The organism is Nonlabens xiamenensis (genome assembly GCF_003865345.1).
Classification (GTDB): domain Bacteria; phylum Bacteroidota; class Bacteroidia; order Flavobacteriales; family Flavobacteriaceae; genus Nonlabens; species Nonlabens xiamenensis.
The window spans coordinates 963,436-986,317 of record NZ_RMVE01000001.1 but is presented as its reverse complement, the minus strand read 5'-3'; the positions used below and the strand labels follow the sequence as shown (position 1 = coordinate 986,317).

Annotated in this window: 20 protein-coding genes; 8 read left to right on the top strand and 12 right to left on the bottom strand. The window is 42.5% G+C overall.

Annotated features, from left to right (window positions below):
- Positions 1-143 precede the first annotated feature (143 nt).
- Positions 144-2,252, top strand: coding sequence for a peptidylprolyl isomerase (locus EGM47_RS04305; RefSeq protein ID WP_124979507.1), 2,109 nt, complete (start codon positions 144-146; stop codon positions 2,250-2,252).
- 78 nt (positions 2,253-2,330) lie between these two features.
- Here EGM47_RS04305 and EGM47_RS04300 read toward each other — a convergent pair whose 3' ends face one another.
- From EGM47_RS04300 to EGM47_RS04285, 4 genes are all read right to left on the bottom strand, one after another.
- A complete protein-coding gene (locus tag EGM47_RS04300; protein WP_124979506.1) occupies positions 2,331-3,239 on the bottom strand; it encodes a GYDIA family GHMP kinase in 909 nt (302 codons plus the stop codon).
- A gap of 39 nt (positions 3,240-3,278) precedes the next feature.
- The gene (locus tag EGM47_RS04295) at positions 3,279-4,244 is read right to left on the bottom strand and encodes a carbon-nitrogen hydrolase family protein (RefSeq protein WP_124979505.1); all 966 of its coding nucleotides are present in this window, start codon (positions 4,242-4,244) and stop codon (positions 3,279-3,281) included.
- A complete protein-coding gene (locus tag EGM47_RS04290; protein WP_124979504.1) occupies positions 4,241-5,185 on the bottom strand; it encodes a geranylgeranylglycerol-phosphate geranylgeranyltransferase in 945 nt (314 codons plus the stop codon). Before EGM47_RS04290 ends, EGM47_RS04295 begins: the two co-directional genes overlap by 4 nt.
- An 83-nt stretch (positions 5,186-5,268) precedes the next feature.
- Positions 5,269-11,670: an alpha-2-macroglobulin family protein gene (locus tag EGM47_RS04285; RefSeq protein ID WP_124979503.1), complete on the bottom strand. Its 6,402-nt coding sequence runs from the start codon at positions 11,668-11,670 to the stop codon at positions 5,269-5,271.
- A 119-nt stretch (positions 11,671-11,789) separates the two neighbouring features.
- On the opposite strand from EGM47_RS04285, the gene EGM47_RS04280 reads away from it, so the two are divergent.
- From EGM47_RS04280 to EGM47_RS04255, 6 genes are all read left to right on the top strand, one after another.
- The gene (locus EGM47_RS04280) at positions 11,790-12,545 is read left to right on the top strand and encodes a tetratricopeptide repeat protein (RefSeq protein ID WP_124979502.1); all 756 of its coding nucleotides are present in this window, start codon (positions 11,790-11,792) and stop codon (positions 12,543-12,545) included.
- Positions 12,546-12,590: 45 nt separating this feature from the next.
- Entirely contained in the window at positions 12,591-13,946 is a 1,356-nt protein-coding gene (locus EGM47_RS04275; protein ID WP_124979501.1) for a UDP-N-acetylmuramate--L-alanine ligase, read from the top strand.
- 124 nt (positions 13,947-14,070) lie between these two features.
- Positions 14,071-14,577: a GbsR/MarR family transcriptional regulator gene (locus tag EGM47_RS04270; protein ID WP_124979500.1), complete on the top strand. Its 507-nt coding sequence runs from the start codon at positions 14,071-14,073 to the stop codon at positions 14,575-14,577.
- Between the two features lie 56 nt (positions 14,578-14,633).
- Positions 14,634-14,987: a hypothetical protein gene (locus tag EGM47_RS04265; RefSeq protein ID WP_124979499.1), complete on the top strand. Its 354-nt coding sequence runs from the start codon at positions 14,634-14,636 to the stop codon at positions 14,985-14,987.
- Between the two features lie 3 nt (positions 14,988-14,990).
- On the top strand, positions 14,991-15,398 hold the full coding sequence (locus tag EGM47_RS04260; protein ID WP_124979498.1) for a hypothetical protein: 408 nt from the start codon (positions 14,991-14,993) through the stop codon (positions 15,396-15,398).
- 1 nt (position 15,399) lies between these two features.
- On the top strand, positions 15,400-16,353 hold the full coding sequence (locus EGM47_RS04255; protein ID WP_124979497.1) for a TIGR01777 family oxidoreductase: 954 nt from the start codon (positions 15,400-15,402) through the stop codon (positions 16,351-16,353).
- On the opposite strand, the gene EGM47_RS04250 is transcribed toward EGM47_RS04255, so the two are convergent.
- From EGM47_RS04250 to pepE, 8 genes are read right to left on the bottom strand one after another with little or no spacing between them, the layout of a single operon-like run.
- On the bottom strand, positions 16,314-16,700 hold the full coding sequence (locus tag EGM47_RS04250; RefSeq protein WP_124979496.1) for an RDD family protein: 387 nt from the start codon (positions 16,698-16,700) through the stop codon (positions 16,314-16,316). The genes EGM47_RS04255 and EGM47_RS04250 overlap by 40 nt on opposite strands.
- A 9-nt stretch (positions 16,701-16,709) precedes the next feature.
- The gene (locus EGM47_RS04245; protein WP_124979495.1) at positions 16,710-18,365 is read right to left on the bottom strand and encodes a M1 family metallopeptidase; all 1,656 of its coding nucleotides are present in this window, start codon (positions 18,363-18,365) and stop codon (positions 16,710-16,712) included.
- Between the two features lie 43 nt (positions 18,366-18,408).
- Positions 18,409-19,176, bottom strand: coding sequence for a M48 family metalloprotease (locus EGM47_RS04240; protein ID WP_124979494.1), 768 nt, complete (start codon positions 19,174-19,176; stop codon positions 18,409-18,411).
- A gap of 33 nt (positions 19,177-19,209) precedes the next feature.
- A complete protein-coding gene (locus EGM47_RS04235) occupies positions 19,210-19,896 on the bottom strand; it encodes a M15 family metallopeptidase (protein WP_124979493.1) in 687 nt (228 codons plus the stop codon).
- Entirely contained in the window at positions 19,893-20,345 is a 453-nt protein-coding gene (locus EGM47_RS04230; RefSeq protein WP_124979492.1) for a GNAT family N-acetyltransferase, read from the bottom strand. Before EGM47_RS04230 ends, EGM47_RS04235 begins: the two co-directional genes overlap by 4 nt.
- 4 nt (positions 20,346-20,349) lie before the next feature.
- Entirely contained in the window at positions 20,350-20,868 is a 519-nt protein-coding gene (locus tag EGM47_RS04225) for a GNAT family N-acetyltransferase (protein ID WP_124979491.1), read from the bottom strand.
- Positions 20,865-21,146, bottom strand: a complete 282-nt coding sequence (locus EGM47_RS04220) for a GNAT family N-acetyltransferase (protein ID WP_124979490.1) — start codon at positions 21,144-21,146, stop codon at positions 20,865-20,867. The genes EGM47_RS04225 and EGM47_RS04220 overlap by 4 nt, the downstream gene beginning before the upstream one ends.
- Before the next feature lie 55 nt (positions 21,147-21,201).
- Complete coding sequence (gene pepE, locus EGM47_RS04215) at positions 21,202-21,924, bottom strand: dipeptidase PepE (RefSeq protein WP_124979489.1); 723 nt, start codon at positions 21,922-21,924, stop codon at positions 21,202-21,204.
- A gap of 132 nt (positions 21,925-22,056) precedes the next feature.
- Here pepE and EGM47_RS04210 point away from each other — a divergent pair, with 132 nt between their 5' ends.
- Positions 22,057-22,881, top strand: a complete 825-nt coding sequence (locus EGM47_RS04210; RefSeq protein ID WP_124979488.1) for a carboxypeptidase-like regulatory domain-containing protein — start codon at positions 22,057-22,059, stop codon at positions 22,879-22,881.
- Position 22,882 lies beyond the last annotated feature (1 nt).

Genomic DNA, 22,882 nt, shown 5'->3' with positions numbered 1-22,882 from the left:
CCCGAATACAAACAACCCATAAACCTGTTGGCACACCAAGTACTATTAACTTTGATTTTTATAGGTTTATCGGTGCTGGAGGCTTTATTTATTTAGTGGAAAACACTATTTTCGCCCACACTAAAAATTAATAGCAAAATAAGATGGCGATATTAGGTAAAATTAGAAATCAAGGAGTAATTCTGATTTTAGTGATTGCACTCGCATTGTTTGCGTTCATCATTCAAGGGGTGTTGACCTCTGGTGGTCAGAAACAAGGCAATGCAGTAGGATATGTAGGTGACACAGAAATTTCATTCGAGGAATTCGGTCGCAAAGTCGATAATTATACCCAACGTGCTAATGGTATCACTACTGTCCAGGCAGTGAACACGCTTTGGGAACAGGAAGTGCGCGATGCCGTTCTGGAACAGCAAATCCAAGAAGCAGGTGTAGCAGTAACTGATGAACAAGTGGCTGATTTAGTTAAAGACGCCTATAGAAGCAACCCACAATTTCAGAATGAGGATGGCAGCTTTTCTGAGGCTAAATTCAAGACTTTTATTGATACGCAATTCAGCGGCACCAACGCATCTATCTGGAACGATTATGTAAATGGGCAAGCTAAGACTGCCCGCCAAAACCAATTCTTCAATCTATTGAAATCTGGGTTGATCGCCACAGCTGCTGAAGGAGAAATGGAATACCGCATGGAAAATGACAAACGCAGTTTCCAATATGTGAACATTCCGTATACTTCTATTCCTGATAGCACAGTAGAGGTAACCAAGGCCGAGATTGAAGCTTATGTAGAAGATCACAAAAAACAATTTGAGGTGGAAGCCCAGCGCGATCTTCAATTTGTTCTATTTGAGGATAAAGCCTCTCAAGCAGATAAAGACGCCCTGAAAGCCGAATTGAGTAAGCGCTTAACCGCTGAAAATCAGGTTTATAATGAAAACACGAAACAATATTATGATATCCCAGCGTTCAGTGAGGCAGAAGATGTAGAACTCTACGTAAACCAGTACAGTGAGGAATCATATGACCCGATGTACACCATGGTATCTAAGCTTCCAGCCCCGGCCAGAAAAGCGGCCACAGCTGAGATAGGAAGTACTGTAGGTCCTTATCAAGAAGGGGAAATGATGAAACTGGCCCTGATCGAGGACAAAAAAACAATCAATGACAGTGTTCAAAACCGTCACATACTGGTTGCCTATGCCGGCGCTACCCGTTCACAGGCTACCAGAACCAAAGAGGAAGCTGAAAAAGTAGCTGACAGCATTCTGGCTACTATTGGTCAAAGCAAATCCGTATTTGATTCAAAATTTGATTACTTTAAGGAAAATACTGAGGTGGCTAAAGCAGAAGACATTGGTTGGGTAGTTTACTCCGGTAATGCCAAAAACTTTGCTCCTGGATTTACTGAATTCCTTTTTAGTAACGAAGAGGGAACTATTGGAATAGCTGAATCTTCTTTTGGATACCACATCATCAGAATTGACGAAGCCAAAGCTCCTGAAGAGGCGGTAAAACTAGCGACCATTTCAAAAAAGATCTACCCGTCCAAGAAAACTGGAAATGACATTTACACCAAAACGGTCAAATTCCAACAAGCAGCAGAAAAAGGTGATTTTACTGCCTTGGCCAAAGATAACAATGTGGTGGCTACACCTGTTAGCAACCTCAAGCCGTTGGATGAAACCCTTCCTACTATTGGAAAAAACAGATCTATCGTCAAGTGGGCTTTTGAGGAGGACACTGAGGTAGGTGATGTGAAAAGATTTGAAACTGCTCAAGGATTTGTCGTAGCCAAAGTAACTGGTGCGAATGAAGCCGGAAACATGTCCAGCGAAGAAGCCAGCGCCAAAGTAACTCCTATCTTGAGAAAGAATAAAAAAGCACGTATGATCATGGACAAGATTCAATCCAACGATCTGAGTACGATTGCAAAAAATCAAAGTCAAGTTCTTAAAACAGCTTCACAAATCTCTCGTAAGAATCCGACTATTCCAGGAGCTGGTGACGAACCACTAGTAGTGGGAACTGCTTTTGGTCTAGCACAAGACGCAACATCTAAACCTATCAAAGGTGATACTGGCGTGTTTGTGATTAAAGTGACCGAGATCACTGATGCTCCAGATTTGCAAAATTATGCATCAAATGCCAATACTTTGGCTAATCAAGCTGCTAATCAATCCACTTCTAAACTGGTGGAGGCTTTGAAAAAAAGCGTCGAAATAGAAGACAACAGAGTCATCTTCTATTAATTCTCTGACACAATACCTACAATAAAAAAGGCCGCTTTTGAAAGCGGCCTTTTTTTATATTTTCTCTTCCCTGATAATTTAGCGTATCAGCTCATTCCATTCCCTGATATCTTGGTAATTTCTCTGCCTGAAGTAATCGCGCTCTTGCGCACCGCCGGTAGCCATTACAAAATCACCTCCCCAGCCTCCAAGGGATTTTATCGACCCAGGATAGTCTGCAAAAAGCCTTTCCTTGACGGGCAAAATACCTACCAATGGTGCGATCAGTCCTTCGTGTTCGTCGATGAGTGCCTTAAAGACAGTCAAATCATTGGAAGCATTTAGAAAAGCTTTTGGCATCTCTACCAGACGTGAGCGAACATCTGATGTCAGTCGGGAAGACTGATAGCTAGCAATGCTTTCCCGACTGTTCTGCTTGCGGTTCAAATACACGAAAAATAATTCATCTTTTATGGCTGGATCCCAGTTCACGGTTTCTACCTTGGGACGCACTGGATCGTACGTATATGTGATAGGCTTTTGGGCAGTCGCACAGGCAACGTCATATCCACTCCCTCCAAAAGCACGAAATTGTAAGGCAAAGGGATCACAACCTAACCACTGCGCAATCATACTAATCAAAGTCGAACTGGTACCCATACCTGACTTTCGGTCAAAATCCAACTCGGTAACCGCATCAAAACCATGCAAGGATCTAATCGAGGACAAATGAAGTGCGTGATTGAGAATTTCGGCCAGTTTTATACTGATCGGATTGTCACAATCAATGCAGTCCGAATAAAGATCATGCACGTTAGTCGACAATTCAAACCACAGACTTCCATCCACATCGTAACTCTTCCAGTTAATCTGCTGGTCCTCTCTGGGTGTTATGACCAAACGCTGGTCCAATTTTAAAGGTACAGCAAGAGCGGGAACAGCGTCAAGTACCGCATACTCCCCAGTAATCAAAAATTTACCGTGTGCAGAAAAAACCCTTTGCTCCAAATTCTATCCTTTTGATTCAAAGATAAGTGCTTAGCCGATCTATGAAGCGGCATCTTGGTCAAATTTAACAGTAGTCTGCCGATTACGATTGACATATAGTTGCGTTACATCAGGTCTGGAATAATGTCCTGCGGGATCAAAATTTTGTCGTTCTTCAAACACACGGTGCAGATCCAAATTTGCATAGATAATTTGCTCTGATCCAATTTGCGGCTCCACGATCCATTCTCCGTCTGGACCTGCGATACAACTACCTCCATTTGTTAAAACCTCAGGCGCTTGAGATAAAATTTCCTCCAAATGCGGTGTATCCTTAGGAAAATCAGTTTTACTCATCAGGCTGGAAACAGATAAAACATAACAACGGCCTTCCCTGGCGATAAATCTGGTAATATCCCTGGTGTTGTGATCACTACCTGGCCAGCAGGCGACATGCAAATTAGTACCTTGGGCATACATGGCGGCACGTGGTAAAGGCATCCAATTTTCCCAGCAGTTGAGGCCACTCAAGGTAAAACCTTTTAATTGATGAGTAACCAAACCATGGCCATCACCCGGTGACCAGGTCAAACGTTCATCATAGGTAGGTTGTAATTTTCGGTGCACGCTTTGTACAACTCCACTGGCATCGATGTATACCATACTGGCATAAAGACTGTGTCCGCCCCTGTCCTGCGGGCGCTCGATTATGCCTAAATAGATGGAAAGGTTGTTCGCTTTCGCGAAAGCGCAAACCTCCTCCAAATCTCCCTGCTCAATACTGATCGCATTTAAAGCGTAATGACGGTGCAATTCCTTGACCACTGTTTTGTTCCAAGACGCCCCATCGGTGAGCGCGAGCCAAAAAGGATAACCTGGCAATAGGGCTTCTCCAAATACCGCTAATTCCGCTCCCTGATCGGCTGCGTCTTCCAGGCGGGTGATGATCTTTTTAAGCGTTGCTTGCTTGTTTAACCATACAGGTGAAATTTGTACCAAGGCAACTTTGATGTGCTGTGATCTCATGTGGTAAACGATTGAATACGATCAATAATGGCGGGAAGATCAATCAGTAAAATAGAAAATACCCCAGCGCTGATGATCACTTTCAGTATAAAATGAATTAAAAGATATTCCCTCTTGCGGCGAGAAGACCAGATCAATGGCAGGCACACCATTAAGGCACCACCAATTAAGGCAAAATAATACTTCATGTAGCCGATATCAAAATAAGTGATCAAGACGGCGATGGGAAAAATCGTCAACAAAGTGAGCAGCGTGTAAAATTGCTTGGAACGTCGCTCTCCCAATACTACGGGAATGGTGCGATAATTCTGTGCCAGATCTCCTCTAAGATTCTCAAGGTCCTTGATCAACTCCCTCATACCTATGATCAAAAACAAAAAGCCACCGTGCACCAGAATGACTGGATAAAAATTGCGGTAATACATAAACAGCACAAAAAAGGGCGTGATCGCCAATAGGGCTGCCATCAAGTTTCCCAAAAACAAAACCCTTTTAAGCTTATGGGAATATAACCACATGGCAAAAATATAGGCTGCATAGAACATCCCAGCCCGCCATGAAACCAACATTCCCAACACAAAAGCCAGAAAATTCATGCCAAAATAAACGGACCAAAGGGTGTGCCTACTCAATTGATGTTCCAACAAAGTTTTTTGTGGACGATTGATCAGGTCTTTTTCCCGATCATAAAAATTATTAATGATATAGCCGCCAGCGATTGCAGCAGCGCTCGCCAGTACGATGAGCCAAAGCCTGTAATCCAGCAGTATATCTTTAACCCTTAATTCAGGAGCAATGATAAATATTGCAGCCAGCAGTTGTGCGATCGCCACCAATATAATATTGTACAAGCGCACCGAGGAAAATAAGCTCAATATCTTGACCACCAAGGTCTTGATGCTTTGACGCGTGCCCCATGAATAAGTCTGCTCCTGATTCATTGTTGCTAAGGTACGCTATAAGCTTCAAGCGTAAATCCGTAAAGCGTTAAAGAATCTTAAGCTAACTATCTCGCCACAGTCATTTATGGCTTCACCTCCTTAATTTCCACACGTTGTCCCTGGCTATGACTGGAAAATTCGGGAGCATACATGCTCTCGATACTAGTGATTCCATTGGAAAAATTACCAGCATTGTTGGCTCTTAATTCATACTCAAAAACGTAGGTTCCCTTATTCAAGCGATCAAAGAAAAAATGTGTAGCCACATCTTTGGTGCTTTGGTAGTAGCCTAGCCCATCTTGCCATTTATAGGTAGAAATCACATCCACCGGTTCAAACCCACTGGCCCGCATATCCTTGAGGTGTATAAAATTCATATCTGCGTTGGACCTGATCTCTATACGTACGGTTACCAGATCGCCTATCGCTAAAGGTTCAGATGGTGTAATCGCTTCCAAACGGTCACCAGAATTATTGCTAACTTTTTTAAACAAGGACTTTTTGACCGACAAGGGACCATTCTCATCGTCGCGTAAGATCTTATCCATGTCCTCAAAATATTGCCAATACAGACCGCCGTATCCTGTTGTCTCTGAACGATTGGTAACCTCCATTGTGGCGTGGGCTTTGGTGATTTCATCGGCGTCCAGCTTAATTTTGAAATATCCAGACCCAGCTTCTTTTTGCACTTCCTGCATTTTTTGTTGTGGTAAGGGTTTTCCAGCCCATTCAAATCTTGTTTTTTCCTGTGTATCCAACCAAGACTTGTCGTGCAGCAACAAGGCATAAGTGGCATCAGCGGTCGCCTTAGTTGACTTCCAGCGATTGGTCCTCTTGTTTTTAAGCAACCACACCTGTAGTTCTTCAATGATTTGATCATCCTGTATAATTTCAGCAAATGCCTCTACCGCCAGTGCATGTGTTTCAATATTACTTTCATACCAATTCCACGAGTTGGTATTGGACTTCCAGTACATCCCGCTTTCTTTGGTGCTTACGGCAGTTTGCCGGAGACCTTCCATAATTTTAGCAGCAAGTTTGGTTTTGTTTTCACGATGCAAAACGATAGCCATTAATAATTGCTGATAGAGGCTGGCACTAGAGAAATTGGTTTCCGCTTTCGCGAAAGCGATATTTTTTGCTTCTCGTAACAACTTATCTTCTCGAGAAGATGGACTATCAAAACTTCGGGCATATTGATAATGCCAATAGCCCACACCAAAAGAATAATCTTCCAGGTTCTTGTGATCTTTAAGGTACAATTGGAGACGACGCTTCCATTCGGCATCCACGGCCTGAATAGCGTTGCGATAAATACGATCGGTCTGCGGTCGATGACCATCATTGATATCGAGTCTGTTCAAATGCCCCATTCCAGCCGCAATATGTCTGGTGATATATTCATTTATCCTACCGCCTTTGAACCAGGGAAAGCCACCATTGCCCAATTGTAATGCCTCTAGCTTGGCCAGTGTTTTACGTTTTGCCTTGGCCGTCCGGTTCAGGTCAAAGAGTGTTGCCAGGCGCTGTTGCTGCTCTGTTTCAGATTGCGCATCCCGCAGCCAGGGCGTGTGGGCAATAACAACGCTTTTCAATTCCTGATTGCGCTCCAGCAGACTCGCATCCTGACCTGAGGCAGACCAACTATCAAAGACAGCCTTGACCTTGGGATGACTATTCAAAATGTGTGCAGCAACTGCGTTGGCATAATAGCGAGAAAAGGTCTGTTCTGCACATTCATGCTCATATTCCATCAGGTAGGGAAGAGATTTGATGGCATACCAATTCGGGTTTGAGGTATATTCAAAAACCATTTGGTGATTGTCCAGACTGCTGGAAGTATTCTCGAGTAGCCCATCCATGGTGAGGCTTTGTTTTTCCCCTGCCCTCACCCAAAATGCTCTGGATTCAGTGACCAGCATCCTATTGGTTATAACGGGCAGCAGATTTTCCTCCCCATCAGAAAAGTCACCCGCCTGTGCAAGCACCCTATACGTTACCGCCTGGGTACCAACGGGAACAATAAATTCCCAGTTCACCGATGTATTGCCACCCTGATCAATTTGAAAACTTTTATCTGGCTGCCGATTTTGTAGAGCCTTATCTATAGGCTGCATGCTCAACGCATCAAAGAGCTGAAGTCGGGCTGTACCTTGCATAGGGCCATCGCTGAGATTAGCGATTTTGGTGGAAAATCTAATGGTATCCTTCTCCCTGAGGAATCTGGGTGCATTGGGAACCAGACTCAATTCTTTTTGGGTGATGACCTCCTGGGTGAATCGGGCAGTCTCTGCTTGCTTGTTATGGGCAAACAATCTGAATTTCCATTGGGTCAACATCTCTGGCGAGCGGAAAGAAAACTTCAAGTTACCCTGATTATCTGTCATTAATTGAGGAAGAAAAAAGGCTGTTTCTTTTAAGTCCTTGCGGACTTGTACGTTGGAAAAATCTACTGATTTAGTATTTTGAGCCTCAGTATTTGAGCCTGTCTGATTTAAGTCTCCGATGGAATCCATAGGAGTATCTGCTGGACTACCGTCCTTATCATCTAACATCATATCCATCTCAACGACTTCTTCATTAACGACTACAGCTGAGGAAACACTGGACCTTTTACTAGACTTCATTCGATAACCCGACACCACAACTGCATCCAATTGGCTAACATTGTCTTCCAAAACAATGGTGATTACCCTGTCTTTCCTGACTTTGATCTGCTGGGTTTGGAAACCGATGTAATTCACCACCAGCGTATCTCCTGTATCTGCTTCAATGGCAAAATGACCATCAAAATCCGTGGTACTTCCTACGGTGGTGCCTTTAACTACTACTGTTACCCCATATAAAGGTTCACCATTGATATCCATCACTTTTCCTACAATTTTACCCGGAACAGCTTTGGGCGGTTGAAGTTTGGCGGCAAGTCTATTCTTATACCTTCTGTATTCCCAATTAAAATTTTGAAAGGTCAACCCGTAAAAATTCCAGCGGTCGAACAGTAGCTGGGGTGTGTTTTTACGATCATAATCTAATTGAACATAGGCATTGTTAGAAGTTTTGGCCGTCATTTGCTCAAAAAAAGACGGGTTGTAACGCTGCCTGTTGCTATAAAAAGAAAAATCACTCCATCGACTTATGGCAAATTCGTCCAAACTCTGATCGTACATACTGGCCAGTACCTCGGCTTCCATCGCTTTACCAGCCTCATTTTTCAGGGTAAAAGACCACTCTTCGTTCACACCGGGATAGAGTTTGTTTCTAAAGCTCTGTGTGGTAATTTGATACGGATCTTTGACCTTTTGAGGCAATCGAGCCATCAATCTACCTGTTTCATAATGGTTTTCCCGTTGGGCAGCATACCAAAAATTGAGGGTGCCATTTTCATGTTTGGTCAGATCAAAGCTTTTTGATGTCTTGCCTTGAGTGATGAAAAAAGTATAATCCTCTACCAATTCCTGTTCATCATAAGTCACCAGGTGCACATACACACCATCCATACTCGTAAAGAAATCCACATTGGCAATCCCATCCTTTATTTCCATCTGATGAGATATCAAGCTGGGAACTGGCGGCAAGGATGGATTTGCCCATAAAGGTTTTTGCTCGATCTGCTCCACAACCTCTTCTACCTGATCTAGATCTTTTCCTTGATCCGCCTCAATGGCTTTGGCATAAATGACATATTCTCCATTTTTCCATTCCTGGGTAATAGGCAATTGAATGGTCATCAATGAATCTGTGGTGATGCGTTTTTTAAAAAGTATGGGCGCCTGTTTCCATTGGTCCTGTTCCTGTGCGTATCTGGGAGGACCATAAGGAAACTTTAGTTCATAAGCAGCTTCATCCAATTCGTGAAACTCGGCTGAGGGTAGTTGTGAAGGAACAACCACATGATCAGGTTGGCGTGGTCTACGGATTTGAACTTCAATGATGGCCTTGATGGGCTCTCCATTGAGATTCTGGGCATAAACACTTAACTCATTGTTGTCTGGACCCAAAACGCCCGGAGCATTGATCAGTAATTCGATAGGCTGACGACCTATGCGCAAACTCTTAGTCCCAGTACGTGTTTCTCCATTGACGTCAGTAATACTCGTTTGGATCGTGTAGGTATAAATGGGATGAATATCTTTTTGCACCAATTCCTGATCGGGTGAGGCCAGAAAGGATAAGATCACTTTTCCTTTGTCATCGGTAGTGAATTCGGCTTCCAGCTCGTCGCTATCGATGATGACTTGCTCGTCAGACGGATAGTAGCCAGAATATTTCCACCACGGCACAAAGGCTTGACGAGTCACTTTATAATGAACATCAGCACCGGTGATATTGGACCCCAAATAGGCTTTCGCGAAAGCGGTAACCTGAACACTATCATTAATCGCATAAGATGTTTTCATTTGCTCAAAGTCCACTTCAAACCTGGGTCGCTTATATTCTTCGACCTGAAAAGAGGTTACTCTACTGGACATTCCCTCAAAGTATTTCAATCCACTTTTTAATGCATTGCTATTTACGGGTACCGCCTCAATCCGAAATTGTCCAGTTAGACTTTCTTCTGGCAGGTTAAACTCACCGTGGTAGCTACCAAAATCATTGGTCGTCATTTCTTGGGTAAAAACTTCTGAACCATTGACATCGGTCACACTGATCTTAAAGCTTTGGTCTGTTACAATATTGGTTTGCTCTTGGTAATGCGAAAGCACAATTCCTTTGAAATAAACGGTCTGTCCGGGCCTGTAAATCGCACGATCCAAATACATAAATGTACGTACCTGGGTTTGCTCTCTCTGACGCGTATTGCGGTAATCGTAGTGGTAAAAGCTTTCTGAAATAGTATCCCCTGATTTGAAAGCCATGATACGTTGGTAGCGATCGTTGAAAGGGCTGATACTTGCCAAACCATTTTGGTCAGTAGTCGCCCTCCGACTCCCTTTACCATCTTGTCTGGATAGCAGTAGCGATACATCTTTCAGGGGTTTCCCGGACTCCCGATCCAGGACGCGAATTTCTGATCTTTTGCCCTTATTATTTTTGAAAATCGATAAGCTACTGACTTGAATTATGGCGCCTGCGATTTGTAATTCTTCTTTGCCTGGATGGGTGACAAGTAGCAAGTAGGTGCCAGCTTGTAGTGGAGGAGCTTCAAATTCATAACTATGAGCAAAAGTATCATCGGCGCTTGGAAGATCCACTTTCTTAGTGAATTGAATGCGATCACCTCGTTGAGCACTGCGGAGTTCGCTGCGATAAATAGAGTCTCGGTAACCTTGACGCTGAGAAAAATCATGTTCTACTTTGATGTAATATAATGTAGCCTGATCGACATTAGAATAATTCACCACGCCCAAATGAGGCCGATTAGGCAGGATGCGACTTTGGGATTGCACGCCCAATTGAGGGGTATAGATTTCGGATAGCAATGCAGCTGCTTGAAGTCCGCCAAAAGAATCCATATAATCTTCAACCGCCAGTTTGGCCAGGTTGATCGCCTTAGATCGCAGCTCATCACGCTTTTCCTTTTCTACTGACGAACTTTGATCATAATAGTATCTGGCGAGTTGGGCATCAACCATGGCGCGTTCTGACTTGCTGGCATATTCTTTTTGCAATCGCTCGTGAAATTTAACAAATCTGGGTTGAGACTTTTGTGAATCCAGAAATTGCAACTCATAGGCGAGCCGATTCAATACGATCGCCACGTAAGGTGCGTCATTACCTTTTTGCTTGTGCCAGTGCTCGAGACCTGCAAAGAGTTGCAGCACATCATATTTGGAATAAATACTGTCTCCTACTGGTCGTTTGGTCTGCAGGAGTTGGTCAGTAGGTAGAAAAGCATTGGCTTCTGTGATGGTATAAGACGCTTTAGGACGGGTCAAGTTCATAAAGTCAGCTTTATAGAATTCCAGGGCCTGATGACTCAATAAATCCAGCAAACTAGGCCTTAAGGACCGACCGGTTGGATTTAGGGAAAGAATAGCTTCATAGTCAGTGACTGGTATTTTACTTAAGTCTTTTTTGCTTTCCAAAGAAGCCTGAAAATGCTGATCAATTTCAGCATAAAAAGTAGAGACATCCCAAGTCTTAAAATCCGATAATGCGTTGGTAGCGCCAGCCGTACGGTTTTGGATCTGCCAGCGATTTTGCATCACATACTGGCTCAATAGCTGTGCATAGATATTATGGTAAATATTCCTTTGCGGAAACTTTGATTGATCAATCAGTTGTTGGAGTTCGCTCAGAATTTTTTGCTGGGCGTCTTCGGTTTTGACCATGTCAAATTTGGCTTTAAACAGAAAGCTCTTCACCAGTTGATCATGATCTTTCTTTCTTCTAGCACGTTTGGTCAGGTTCTCCACCAAGGATTGAGCTTCTTCAATTTTATTTTCAACTTCCAGTTGTTCTACCTTTTGCCATTGCTCTTGATAGTAATCCTGGGCGGTGCACAAGCAACCCCATAGCATTAAAATCCACACCGATAATTTCATAAGACAAGCATTTTCAATAAAGGTACAAGCTTAGCTTCAATCCTAGAGGTCATAATGAGTAAAAGCTGCATTTCGATGAGCCAGTGTGATTTTGGTTTGCTTTTTGATATTTTTACAGCATGAGATATGTCTTTTTAGGAATGCTATTTTTTGTGGGCTTTACTGCTTACGGTCAGTCCGCTTTCGCGAAAGCGGAGAAATTATATCGCAACAAACAATACGAGAAGGCACTGGTAGCCTTTGAAAAATTGTACGAGCAAGACAAGAATAATTTGGATGTGATCGAACGCATAGGAGATATTGCTGGTCACAGAAAAGATTTCAAAACCGCCATGTCGTATTACAAAGTCCTGGTAGAAGAAAAACCCAATGATGCCCACTACAACTTTAAATATGGAGGTTCTATGGGTCTGTATGCCAAGGGAGCTTCAAAATTTAAAGCCCTAGGCATGTTGGACGATATCAAATATTATTTAAAAAAGGCAGCAAAATTGGATCCTAACCATATAGAATCCAGACATGCGCTATCCCAACTCTACTGTGAATTACCTGGAATCGTAGGCGGGTCGATCAGTAAAAGTAGATCTTATGCTGACGACCTTTTAAAAATATCTCCAGTGGATGGACATTTGGCCCATGGCTTCATAGATGAGTATGAAGAGGATTACGAGGCGGCGATCAATTCGTACACCAAGGCAGTAGAGACAGGTGGCTCATTGCTCACTTACCGTAGGCTTGCTGCAGTTTATGCCGATAAGCTGGACCAGAAGTCAATGGCGCTAGACGTACTAAGAGAGGCTGCGAAAACGCATGGAGAAGCTTCTTTAAAAAAAGAGATAGAGCAACTGGAAAGCGAGTTGGCAGTAGGTGATTGACCCCAATATTCCTTAGTTTTACCACAACCGCTAAAAATTCATGTCATGCGCGTACATTTTATTGCCATCGGTGGTAGTGCCATGCACAATCTGGCTCTGGCCTTACATGCCAAAGGCTACAAGGTCACTGGTAGCGACGATACCATCTTTGAACCCAGCAAAACCAGATTGGACAATTGCGGATTACTGCCAGAGGCCTTTGGCTGGTTTCCCGACAAGATCACGACTGATCTGGACGCGGTTATCCTAGGCATGCATGCCAAAAAAGATAATCCGGAGTTGCTCCGCGCACAGGAATTGGGGCTTAAAATTTATTCTTACCCAGAATATCTTTACGAACAAGCCAAAGATAAAACTAGAGTGGTCATAGGTGGATCCCACGGAAAGACCACCATTACTTCTATGATATTGCATGTCATGCATTACCACGACAAAAACGTGGATTATATGGTGGGTGCGCAATTGGAAGGCTTTGATACCATGGTCCACCTCACTGATGAAAACGAATTCATAGTGTTGGAAGGAGATGAATATTTGTCCAGTCCGATTGACCGACGACCTAAGTTTCACCTATACGAACCCAACATTGCATTGATATCTGGTATAGCCTGGGATCATATCAATGTATTTCCTACTTACCAAAATTACCTCAGCCAATTCGAGCAATTTGTAGCGTTGATGAGAGATGGTAGTATTTTGGTCTATAATGAAGAGGATCCCGCCGTCAGGGAAATTGCAGAGAATGCTACTCAACCCACCAGAAAACATGCCTACACAACACCAGAACACCAAATCATTGATGGCACCACTTATCTGGACACCCCAGAAGGAGATATGCCTATCGAAATTTTTGGAAATCACAACTTGAGCAATCTGGCTGGAGCCAAATGGATCTGCCAACACATGGGCGTTGACGAAGACGATTTCTATGAAGCCATTGCCAGCTTCAAAGGAGCTTCTAAACGTCTGGAAAAAATAGCAGAGTCAGCGTCCAGTGTGATCTACAAGGATTTTGCCCATTCTCCCAGTAAAGTAGCGGCTACCACAGCGGCAGTAGCGCATCAATATGCCGAACGTAAGTTGATTGCCTGTCTGGAATTACATACCTATTCAAGTCTTAATCCTGAATTTTTGAAGGAGTATGCGCATGCTTTAGATGCGGCCGAACTAGCCGTAGTTTTTTACAGCCCCGATGCAGTGGCCATCAAACAATTGGCACCAGTTTCCCCAGAACAAATCATGCAAGCCTTTGATCGGGATGACCTTATTGTGATGACCGATCCGGCCAACTTTAAATCTTGGTTATTTCAACAGGAACTGAACCAAACTGCGTTGTTATTGATGAGCAGTGGTAATTATGGTGGACTGGATTTTGATCAATTGCAGGAATTGATTGGATAGATTAAATCTGTTTATCCCTTATCAACCAGCTATTTAAATAGGCACTTCAAAGCAATTGAAGGATTGATTAAAATTAATTTTCAATAATTTCTGAAAGTTTAATAATATTTCATACATTTGTCCCATGCAATTGGAAGAAGGACGACATAAGTTTATTCAGGCATGGGGATCTCTGGGAAGTTCATGGGGAATCAACAAGAGTATGGCACAGATCCACGCCTTGTTGCTCAGTACACCAGAAGGATTGAGCACCGATGAAATCATGGAAAGAATACAGCTGAGTAGAGGGAATGTCAATACCAACTTGCGTGAACTCATCAACTGGAAATTGGTCAGGAAGGAAACCATTCTAGGTGAGCGTAAAGAATTTTTTGTGGCCGATCATGACGTACACTCCATCGCGCAGCACATCATGGAGGAAAGAAAACGCAGGGAACTGGAACCGGTACGTAGATTACTTCAGCAATTGATCAGCACTCAATTTAAAGGTAACCCGGAAGAAATTAAACATTTTCAAGAGTTGCTAAAAGATCTGGCAGACTTTGTCCATCAAATGGAAAATCTAACCAACCTTATGACTAAAATCAACAATAACAACTATATGAAAAAATTGATCAAAGCATTGTCCTGATCTTTTTTATTTGTAACAAACTTTCATTTTTTATTGAAAGTTTAAAAACAAAAATTATGTACAACCTGGTTTCCTATAGCTTTTATTTTCTTTTGGTATGCTCTGTCATTCTATACGTGGGACATCTGTGCTACCGGAACGGTCATGTTTTTATACATGCTTTGATACCAGCTTCCCCAGACCTCAATCATCAAATCAATAGGTTGCTGTTGGTAGGCTATTATCTGGTCAACTTAGGTTATGCTATTTATATCATTTCAGAATGGGAGCAATTACAAGATTGGCGCACAGCAGCCGAAAGTCTTGCCCGTCATTTATCTCAAATCATCTTAATGCTGGGATTGCTTCATTATGTCAACATCGCCGCTTTGCGGTTGTTTTTAAAACCTTATCAATCTTTTAAATCTTAAATTATGGAAATTTCAAAAATTCTAATTGGTTACCTTATCTATTTACCTGTTATTCTATGCATGACCTTTTTTGTCTCACGCACGCTCTTTAAAAACGGGAAGATATTCATGCTAGATATCTTTCATGGCAGGGAGGATATTGCCCAATCTACCAACAAACTCTTTGAGGTTGGATTTTATCTGCTTAATTTAGGGTTTGGACTGTGGATCCTAGAAATTAGCGGTCGTTTTGAAAATACCTACCAACACCTCATCGAGATATTAAGCAGCAAGATAGGTGGTTTCTCCATCTATTTAGGAATCATGCTATTTTTTAATCTTCTACTCTTTTTCCGAGGAAGAAAGCGCAGTAAAAATTCGCACAAAAAGCAAATCCAGCGTGAAGTGATCATAAAACGTCCCCAAGCCTAAGATGAAAACAATTGTTATAGCTGGCGGTTCCGGTTTCTTGGGAACCGCCTTAAGCAAATATTTTAATAAGAAGGGATACAGGATAATTATGCTTTCGCGAAAGCGAAAACCATCAACATCCTCACCTAACAACGACATCCTACATGTACATTGGGACGGAAAAAACATAGGGCCGTGGGTCCAACAGCTTGAAGGTGCTGAAGCACTGATCAATCTTTCAGGAAAATCAGTAGACTGTCGCTATTCATCCAATAATAGGAAAGCAATTTTGGATTCCCGGATTCTAAGTACTAAAGTGCTCAATCTTGCAATGGATCAGGCAACCAAAAAACCTGGATGTTTTATTAATTCAAGTACAGCCACCATATATATTCATTCTGAAACTCGATTGAACACGGAGTCCAATGGAATCATAGGCGATGACTTCTCCATGAATGTGGCCAAAAGTTGGGAGAACGAATTCTTTTCCAAGTCCTGGAAAGAAACGCGAAAAGTTGCGCTGCGCACTTCCATCGTGTTGGGGAATACAGGAGGAGCCTTCCCTAAATTAAAAAGTATAGTGCGATGTGGACTGGGCGGTCAACAAGGTAACGGAAGACAAATGCTCAGTTGGATACACCTGGTAGATTTTTGTAAGGGAGTAGACCATTTGATAAGCGGCACGCTTGAAGGTCCAGTTAATCTGACTGCGCTTGAACCTGTGACAAATAAAGAATTTATGCAAGCCCTAAGAAGTCAAATGGGTATCGGAATAGGAATTCCCCAACCTAAATGGCTGATAGAATTGGGGTGTGTCTTAATGCGTACAGAGTCCGAGCTGGTTTTAAAAAGTCGGAATGTATATCCCGAGCGCTTGTTGAAGGATGGCTTCAAGTTTGAGCACCCCAAGTTGGAAGGTGCCTTGAAAGTACTAGTTTATCCTTCCAGCACCACAGAACCTGCAACACTGTCGTGAATGGCTTGTTTGCGATCACTACCACTGATCGTAAGCAGTGAAACCCAACCCAACAACAATTTTAACAGCGTACGAATCGCCGCTTTGTGCAATGGAATGGCCTGCTGGTCATCATTTTGTCGGGTCACTTTGATGTTGATGAACATATGACCTACCGTCCCTTTAAATAGGCTGAGAAAAATCGGTTCGTATAGCAGAAAATAGGATATAAACAGCCCCAATCTTACATAATCAGGCACATCCTCCATTGTACTTAAAAATTCTGAGGTCATATAAAGCAAAGCGATCAGAATGATCTGATCGACTACCAGCGCTTTCACTCGCTGGGGAAGGTTGGCATATTGCATATGTAATCACTAGAGTTTTTCGGTTGATTTACTGGTTGTCACGTAATAATCCGGATCCACTTTGACTTCAACAAGGCTCTTTGTTAGTTTAATCGATTGGGTTTCAGTAGTCGGATAAATCCAGTGTGACTCGCCCACCCCTATTAATTCAACCGGCATTTTGAATCCATCTACCACATTGTTCCATCGATATTGCAATATTCCACCCTTCAAATGATATTCCAAAACAGGAATGCGTACATCGCGTAAATATTGATCAAAAAAGGCATCCAGTTCCATACCCGTAGCCTCAGATAAAAAGCCTTCAATTTCTTGGGTTGTCACAATCTGATGACGGAACTTTAGGTTCATCTCTCTTAATATTCGACGCCATTTGTCATCGTCATTTACGAGTTGTCTGATCATGTGAATCATGTTGGCACCCTTATAGTACATATCTCCACTGCCCTCATGGTTGACATCGTAAAGACCAATGATAGGTCTGTCATTTTCAATATTAGTGCGGGTCCCAATTACATAGGCCGCGCTGGCTTCTTGACCATAATAATAATCCAAGAATAAATTTTCAGCATAAGCGGTGAAGCTTTCATGGATCCACATATCGGCGATATCTTGATTGGTAATGCTATTGGCAAACCATTCATGGCCTGCTTCATGGATAATAATAAAATCAAATTTCAGCCCCCAACCAGTGTCTGATAGATCCATTCCCAAATAGCCCTTCCGGAATTTATTTCCGTAAGTCACCGAGCTCTGATGCTCCATCCCTAAATAGGGTACTTCCACTAATTTAAAGCTATCCTCATAAAAAGGATATGGCCCAAACCAATGTTCAAATGCTTTCATCATTCTACCTGCATCGGTAAAGTGTTTTTTAGCTTTTTCCAGATGATGCTCCAACACGTAATAATCCATATCAAGGTCTCCTGCCTCTCCCGGATAAACTTCAGAGAAATGGGCATAATTCCCAATATTGATGTTGACACCGTAATTGTTAATAGGGTTCTTGACTTCCCAAACATAAGTGGTGGTGTCGTCCTTGTGTTCTTGGGTATCTACTAACCGACCGTTGGACACATTCATCAAGTCTGAAGGCACCCTGACACCAATGCGCATTCCTTCAGGTTCCTGATACATATGATCTTTACAGGGCCACCAAACACTTGCTCCCAACCCTTGATTGGAGGTGGCAATAAAATGGTTCCCCTGACTATCTTTTTTCCATGAAAAACCACCATCCCAAGGCGCATTTTTGGCCTCTCGTGGATGTCCTTGGAAATCTATAGTCAACTCCATTTCTGCTCCTTGAGGTTGAGGATTTGCCATTTCAATGAAATAAACATTTCCCTCGCGACGGTACTGGAGTTCATTGCCGTTTTGAACCACCTTGGTCATTTCCATGGGTGCCTGCAGGTCAATTTGCATGGTGTTATAAGGCTTGATTACGGTATAAGAAATGGTGTTGCTACCTTTAATGTATTTCTTTTCAGGCCAAACTTGGACATCAAGATCATAGTATTTAAGATCCCACCAAGCGCGTTCTGGTGTTATGGATCCGCGCAGACTGTCCTGCCGATCAAATTGCTGACGGTCTCTGAGTAATTGTGCTTCCACCTGACCTACCATACCGAATAGGATGAGCAAAAGAATTATTTTTTTGTTCATAAATTAAAAATGGGGCGTTATAAGCTACAATATTTACAATAATCTAGCCACGATATTTTTGAATAGATTCCTTGATGCGTTCGATGCGATTATCCGGATCAGGGTGGGTACTCTGGAATTCGGGTGTGCGATTAGGACCAGCCGCAGATTTAAGGATCTGCATAACACCAATCAGCGCTTCAGGCTCGTACCCAGCATCCAGCATCATTTTAACTCCCAGGTCATCACTTTGCAACTCATCATCTCTCCCGTATTTCATGTTGATCATTTGGGTCACGGCTGCCGCGGCCTGACCTGCTCCTTCTACACCTACACTTACTCCGGTTACGACACCGTTAGAAAGACTTTGCTGACTGATACGTGCTGCGCTGTGTTTGGCAATGACGTGACCGATTTCATGTCCCAAGACTCCTGCTAGCTGATCAACATTTTCTAATTGTGAAAACAAGGCCATGGTAATAAAGCATTGGCCTCCTGGCAAGGCAAAAGCATTGATAGTACGTTCATCGGCAAGCAGGTGAAATTCAAACTTGTATTCAGTTTCTCTGGCGATACTGCTATTGACCAATTTCATTCCCACCTCATCAACCAGATCCTGATATTCTTGATTGGAATAAAGCCCTCCATGTTGTTCGATCATGCTGGGAGCCGCCTGAAGCCCCAAAGCGATTTCCTCTTGGACTGTCAAATCTATGTATTGTGTCTCGCCAGTATGCTCATTGGTAGATGCGCTAGAGCAATATTTGACGACGGCAAACAGTACAATAGCGAGTCCGATAAATAATCTAATTTTTCCTGCTCCGCGTTTCATGGTTTGGTTTTACAAAAGACTAATTTAAGCAAATCAGTGCTTTAATTCCGGATTTATTCCCTGGATATGTTCCTCCCAATACCGCTTTAAACGATGATCACTGATTTGATCCATTCCGGTGATCTTCTGTTGTCTTAGAAAATTGGCCAGGTCGATATGTTGAAGGTATTGTTGGTATCGCTTTCGCGAAAGCGGTGCAAAGCTATAGTGCCAGGGCTCATATTTGAAACCTGTGCGTTGTTCATTCAAGGTGTATACCAGTTCAAAACCATAGGTCGATCCATTCAGTTCCATCCATTCCTTCAGTCGGCAAAAAGGTCCAGTCCCATGAAACTTTGATGGTACCAAAACATCACCATTATAATCGGCTCCAGCATCTATGATATCGATATCTGTTCCCCAATGATGCCTGGAGGTACCTGGAACCGTGCTATATTCCACGATTTTATCGAAAATGGAATCTGGACCCAATCCTTGGGATTCGTATTTTTTATATTTACGCTTCCAGATGGCAGCTTGACGGTCAAAGCTGCGATAACCAGACACAATTTGGATCTTAATTCCATCTTTTAAAGCTGCTGCTTTCATCTGTTCAAAAGCTTTCTGTGCCTTAGGTTCAAGCAAATTTTCAGGATTGGAAGATTGACCAGTAAGGGTCGATATTTCCTGGGCTTGCAAGCCTGTAGTTATCATGAAGATCACAATGAAGAAGTATTTCATAATTTCTTGAACATTTTAAGGTGCGGTCCTATTCCTGGAACCTCAAAGATCTCTCCGGTAATTTGATAACCTTGAGCTTCATAGAAACTTACAGCTCCTGCACGAGCGTTGAACCACAGTACTTTGATCTGTTTGTCTTTTAACTCTTCCAGGGCTTTCTTCAGCAGTCGCTTCCCAATGTTCTTGCCTTGATATTGCTCTAAAACGGCCATCCCGCGTAATTGATAACATTGGTGGATCTTAAGTTCTGCAATCTCTGGAATATGAATATCCTTATTCATCAAAAAAGTGGCAACGCCTACCAGTTGATCTTGATCAAAAGCACCGAGATGAAAGGTAGTACCCAAGTCATCGCCGCTAAATCGGCATTCCTCCATGGGGCGTCCCTTTCTCAATACTGGATGTCTCACAGGAAAGGTTTCCCGGGCAGTGATAGGTCTGATCTCCATTCGTTTATTTTGTAATCCTATAATATCTTGCAGGCTCTCTGTTTTCCCATAGAAACCTATGGGTCAAATGCATGCCTAATTTTTCAACCACTTTTTGTGACCCTAGGTTGAGTTCATGAACATAAGCAATAATGCTAGATAAAGCCTGATCCGAAAAAGCATGATCAAAAATGCATTGGCCAGCTTCAGTGGCAAATCCCTTACCCCAATGACGCCTAAAAAATCTATACCCAATATCGATTTCCTGCTCTTCTTCTTGCCAATTTAAACCAGCCCAACCTAAAAATTCCAGGGTTTCTTTATGAACAACGCCTAGACGACCAATTCCGTATTTACCATTTGGACTCTCCGAAGTATGGCCATATTTTTCAATAAACTCGAGGGCTTCTTTTAGATCTTTGAAAGGCTTATCCCCAGTATAGCGCATGACCTCCTCGTCATTGTTTAATTCCAATAAATATGGCGCGTCCTCAGGTTGAAAAGGCCGCAACAACAAGCGCTTGGATTCCAATCTCAGATTCATACCCTGAGGTGATTCCATTCTGAGTGACGATCAAATACCACTTCGGCAAATGGACACAAAGGATTGATCTTCCTTTTATTCTCATTGGCAAATTCATAAATCCTTTTAACCAATCTGCTACCTAGTCCTTTACCTTCCTGCGAAGGCTGGACCTCAGTATGATCAATGACCATGACGTCATCATTGATGGAATATGTTAGCTCTGCAATGGTTTGATGATCCTGCTTGATATAAAAAATACCTCTAGAATCGTTTTCACTGTGTTGTATGGGAAGCATAGTTCAAAAAGATTAATTTTTAAAGGCCTTGAAATTAAGATCAGCGGACTTAAATTTAAGTTGATTTGCTGAGTTGGGCAAAATCATAACCGGGAAGCACCTCAATTGCGGGTTGACCAGCTCTAAAAACACGGGCTTGGTGAGGCCCAATCAATATTTCAGTATCACCTTGCACTCGAATATAACTTCCTTCCCGCAAGCCAACGACAGGAATTCTATTGTAGCAGTGAAACTCAGCGATGCGCTGTTCCCTTGTTTCACCCATATGTGTTGAACCTGGGATGGGATCGAGGTAATGAGCATTGATATTATAACCCAAGGCCCCTGTAGTCTTAAAGCTGGGCGGCATAACGATAGGCATATCATTAGTTGTGCGCATATTGAGCCCACAGATATTACTGCCAGCACTGGTGCCTAAATAAAAGACCCCTTCATACATTCGCTTTCTTAAGGTTGACATTAAATCAAGTTGATACAACTGTTCTACTAAGACAAAAGTATTTCCACCACCAGTAAAGATAGCTGGCGTTTTTTCCAGTGCCGCTATGGGGTCGTAATATTCGTGGATACCTGTAACCTTGATACCGCTAGGTTCCAAAATATTCTTAACTTTTTCAGTGTAATTATCATGAGAAATACCTCCTGGACGAGCAAATGGAATAAACAATACCTCCTCACAATGTAGCTGGCGCAACTCCTGAAGGAGTTGATCTTTTAAATAGGCCAGATATTCACTACCATGTAAAGTAGAAGTGCTGGCCACCATCATATTTCTCATAAAACACAGACTTGAATGTCGTTAAACATAGTTAATGGGCTACAATTATAGGCTTAAATAGACGTTATTTGTAGTATCCTGGCCTGTTTGACATTTTTTTGGCTTTAGCTTTTCAGGTCTTATTCTCCAATTATGAAACGATTGCTTTTTTTGACCATATTCTTAATGACAGTATGCTCGCTGGCCCAAACAGACCGTGTCCAAATTCAGGGCACAATATTGGATGCTTTGGGCGATCCTATTGAAGGCATAGCTATTTTTAATCAGGGATCACTAGAAGGCACCGTGTCCAATGAAGCTGGTCAATTTTATATTCATGCGCGAACTGGTGATCGTCTGGCTTTTAAAGCTGTGCAATACGAATCTTTTGTACTGACCGTATCAGCATCGGTTATTGAAAAAAGAGAAGCGCAGCTTTCTTTGAGAGAAGGCGTTAATGTGTTGGACGAAGTGGTAATTGATGATGGATTGATGCAGATTGATGTAAAGAGAATTAGCGTGGACCCAAAATTGGACATGGTCAGTGAATCCAACGTACGCACAAGAGCCGTAGACAGGATGGAAAACACCTTTTCTGATCGGGTCAAACAACCTGAAGAATATGCCATTCGTAATGAGGCATTTAACCAAAGCCAACCCAGATTTAACATGATCAACATTTTTGGCGCCTTGGCATCCATGGCCCTGATAGGTAATCTGGATGGATTAAATTTTAAAACCAGTTCGGGTCCAAAACCCACTAAGAAAGAATTTGATGTTTATGTTCTAAAGAACAAATTCAGTACGGAATATCTATTGGATTACCTTAAGATCCCTGAGGAGGACCTCTATGAGTTTATGTATTTTGCCAAAGATCACGGTTTGAATGAAAGCATGTTTAAACCAGAAAACGAGTTAAAACTACTGGAGTTTCTTTCAGTTCAGGCCGAAAGATTTAAGAAAAAGAAAGGCTACTAAG

Bases quoted from the DNA above. Each gene is read 5' to 3' on its own strand.
- EGM47_RS04210 (WP_124979488.1), top strand. From the start codon at position 22,057: ATGAAACGATTGCTTTTTTTGACCATATTCTTAATGACAGTATGCTCG.
- EGM47_RS04305 (WP_124979507.1), top strand. From the start codon at position 144: ATGGCGATATTAGGTAAAATTAGAAATCAAGGAGTAATTCTGATTTTA.
- EGM47_RS04220 (WP_124979490.1), bottom strand. From the start codon at position 21,146: ATGCTTCCCATACAACACAGTGAAAACGATTCTAGAGGTATTTTTTAT.
- EGM47_RS04280 (WP_124979502.1), top strand. From the start codon at position 11,790: ATGAGATATGTCTTTTTAGGAATGCTATTTTTTGTGGGCTTTACTGCT.
- EGM47_RS04225 (WP_124979491.1), bottom strand. From the start codon at position 20,868: ATGAATCTGAGATTGGAATCCAAGCGCTTGTTGTTGCGGCCTTTTCAA.
- EGM47_RS04230 (WP_124979492.1), bottom strand. From the start codon at position 20,345: ATGGAGATCAGACCTATCACTGCCCGGGAAACCTTTCCTGTGAGACAT.
- EGM47_RS04270 (WP_124979500.1), top strand. From the start codon at position 14,071: ATGCAATTGGAAGAAGGACGACATAAGTTTATTCAGGCATGGGGATCT.
- EGM47_RS04275 (WP_124979501.1), top strand. From the start codon at position 12,591: ATGCGCGTACATTTTATTGCCATCGGTGGTAGTGCCATGCACAATCTG.
- EGM47_RS04290 (WP_124979504.1), bottom strand. From the start codon at position 5,185: ATGAATCAGGAGCAGACTTATTCATGGGGCACGCGTCAAAGCATCAAG.
- EGM47_RS04260 (WP_124979498.1), top strand. From the start codon at position 14,991: ATGGAAATTTCAAAAATTCTAATTGGTTACCTTATCTATTTACCTGTT.
- EGM47_RS04250 (WP_124979496.1), bottom strand. From the start codon at position 16,700: ATGCAATATGCCAACCTTCCCCAGCGAGTGAAAGCGCTGGTAGTCGAT.
- EGM47_RS04285 (WP_124979503.1), bottom strand. From the start codon at position 11,670: ATGAAATTATCGGTGTGGATTTTAATGCTATGGGGTTGCTTGTGCACC.
- pepE (WP_124979489.1), bottom strand. From the start codon at position 21,924: ATGAGAAATATGATGGTGGCCAGCACTTCTACTTTACATGGTAGTGAA.
- EGM47_RS04240 (WP_124979494.1), bottom strand. From the start codon at position 19,176: ATGAAACGCGGAGCAGGAAAAATTAGATTATTTATCGGACTCGCTATT.
- EGM47_RS04265 (WP_124979499.1), top strand. From the start codon at position 14,634: ATGTACAACCTGGTTTCCTATAGCTTTTATTTTCTTTTGGTATGCTCT.
- EGM47_RS04255 (WP_124979497.1), top strand. From the start codon at position 15,400: ATGAAAACAATTGTTATAGCTGGCGGTTCCGGTTTCTTGGGAACCGCC.
- EGM47_RS04245 (WP_124979495.1), bottom strand. From the start codon at position 18,365: ATGAACAAAAAAATAATTCTTTTGCTCATCCTATTCGGTATGGTAGGT.
- EGM47_RS04235 (WP_124979493.1), bottom strand. From the start codon at position 19,896: ATGAAATACTTCTTCATTGTGATCTTCATGATAACTACAGGCTTGCAA.
- EGM47_RS04295 (WP_124979505.1), bottom strand. From the start codon at position 4,244: ATGAGATCACAGCACATCAAAGTTGCCTTGGTACAAATTTCACCTGTA.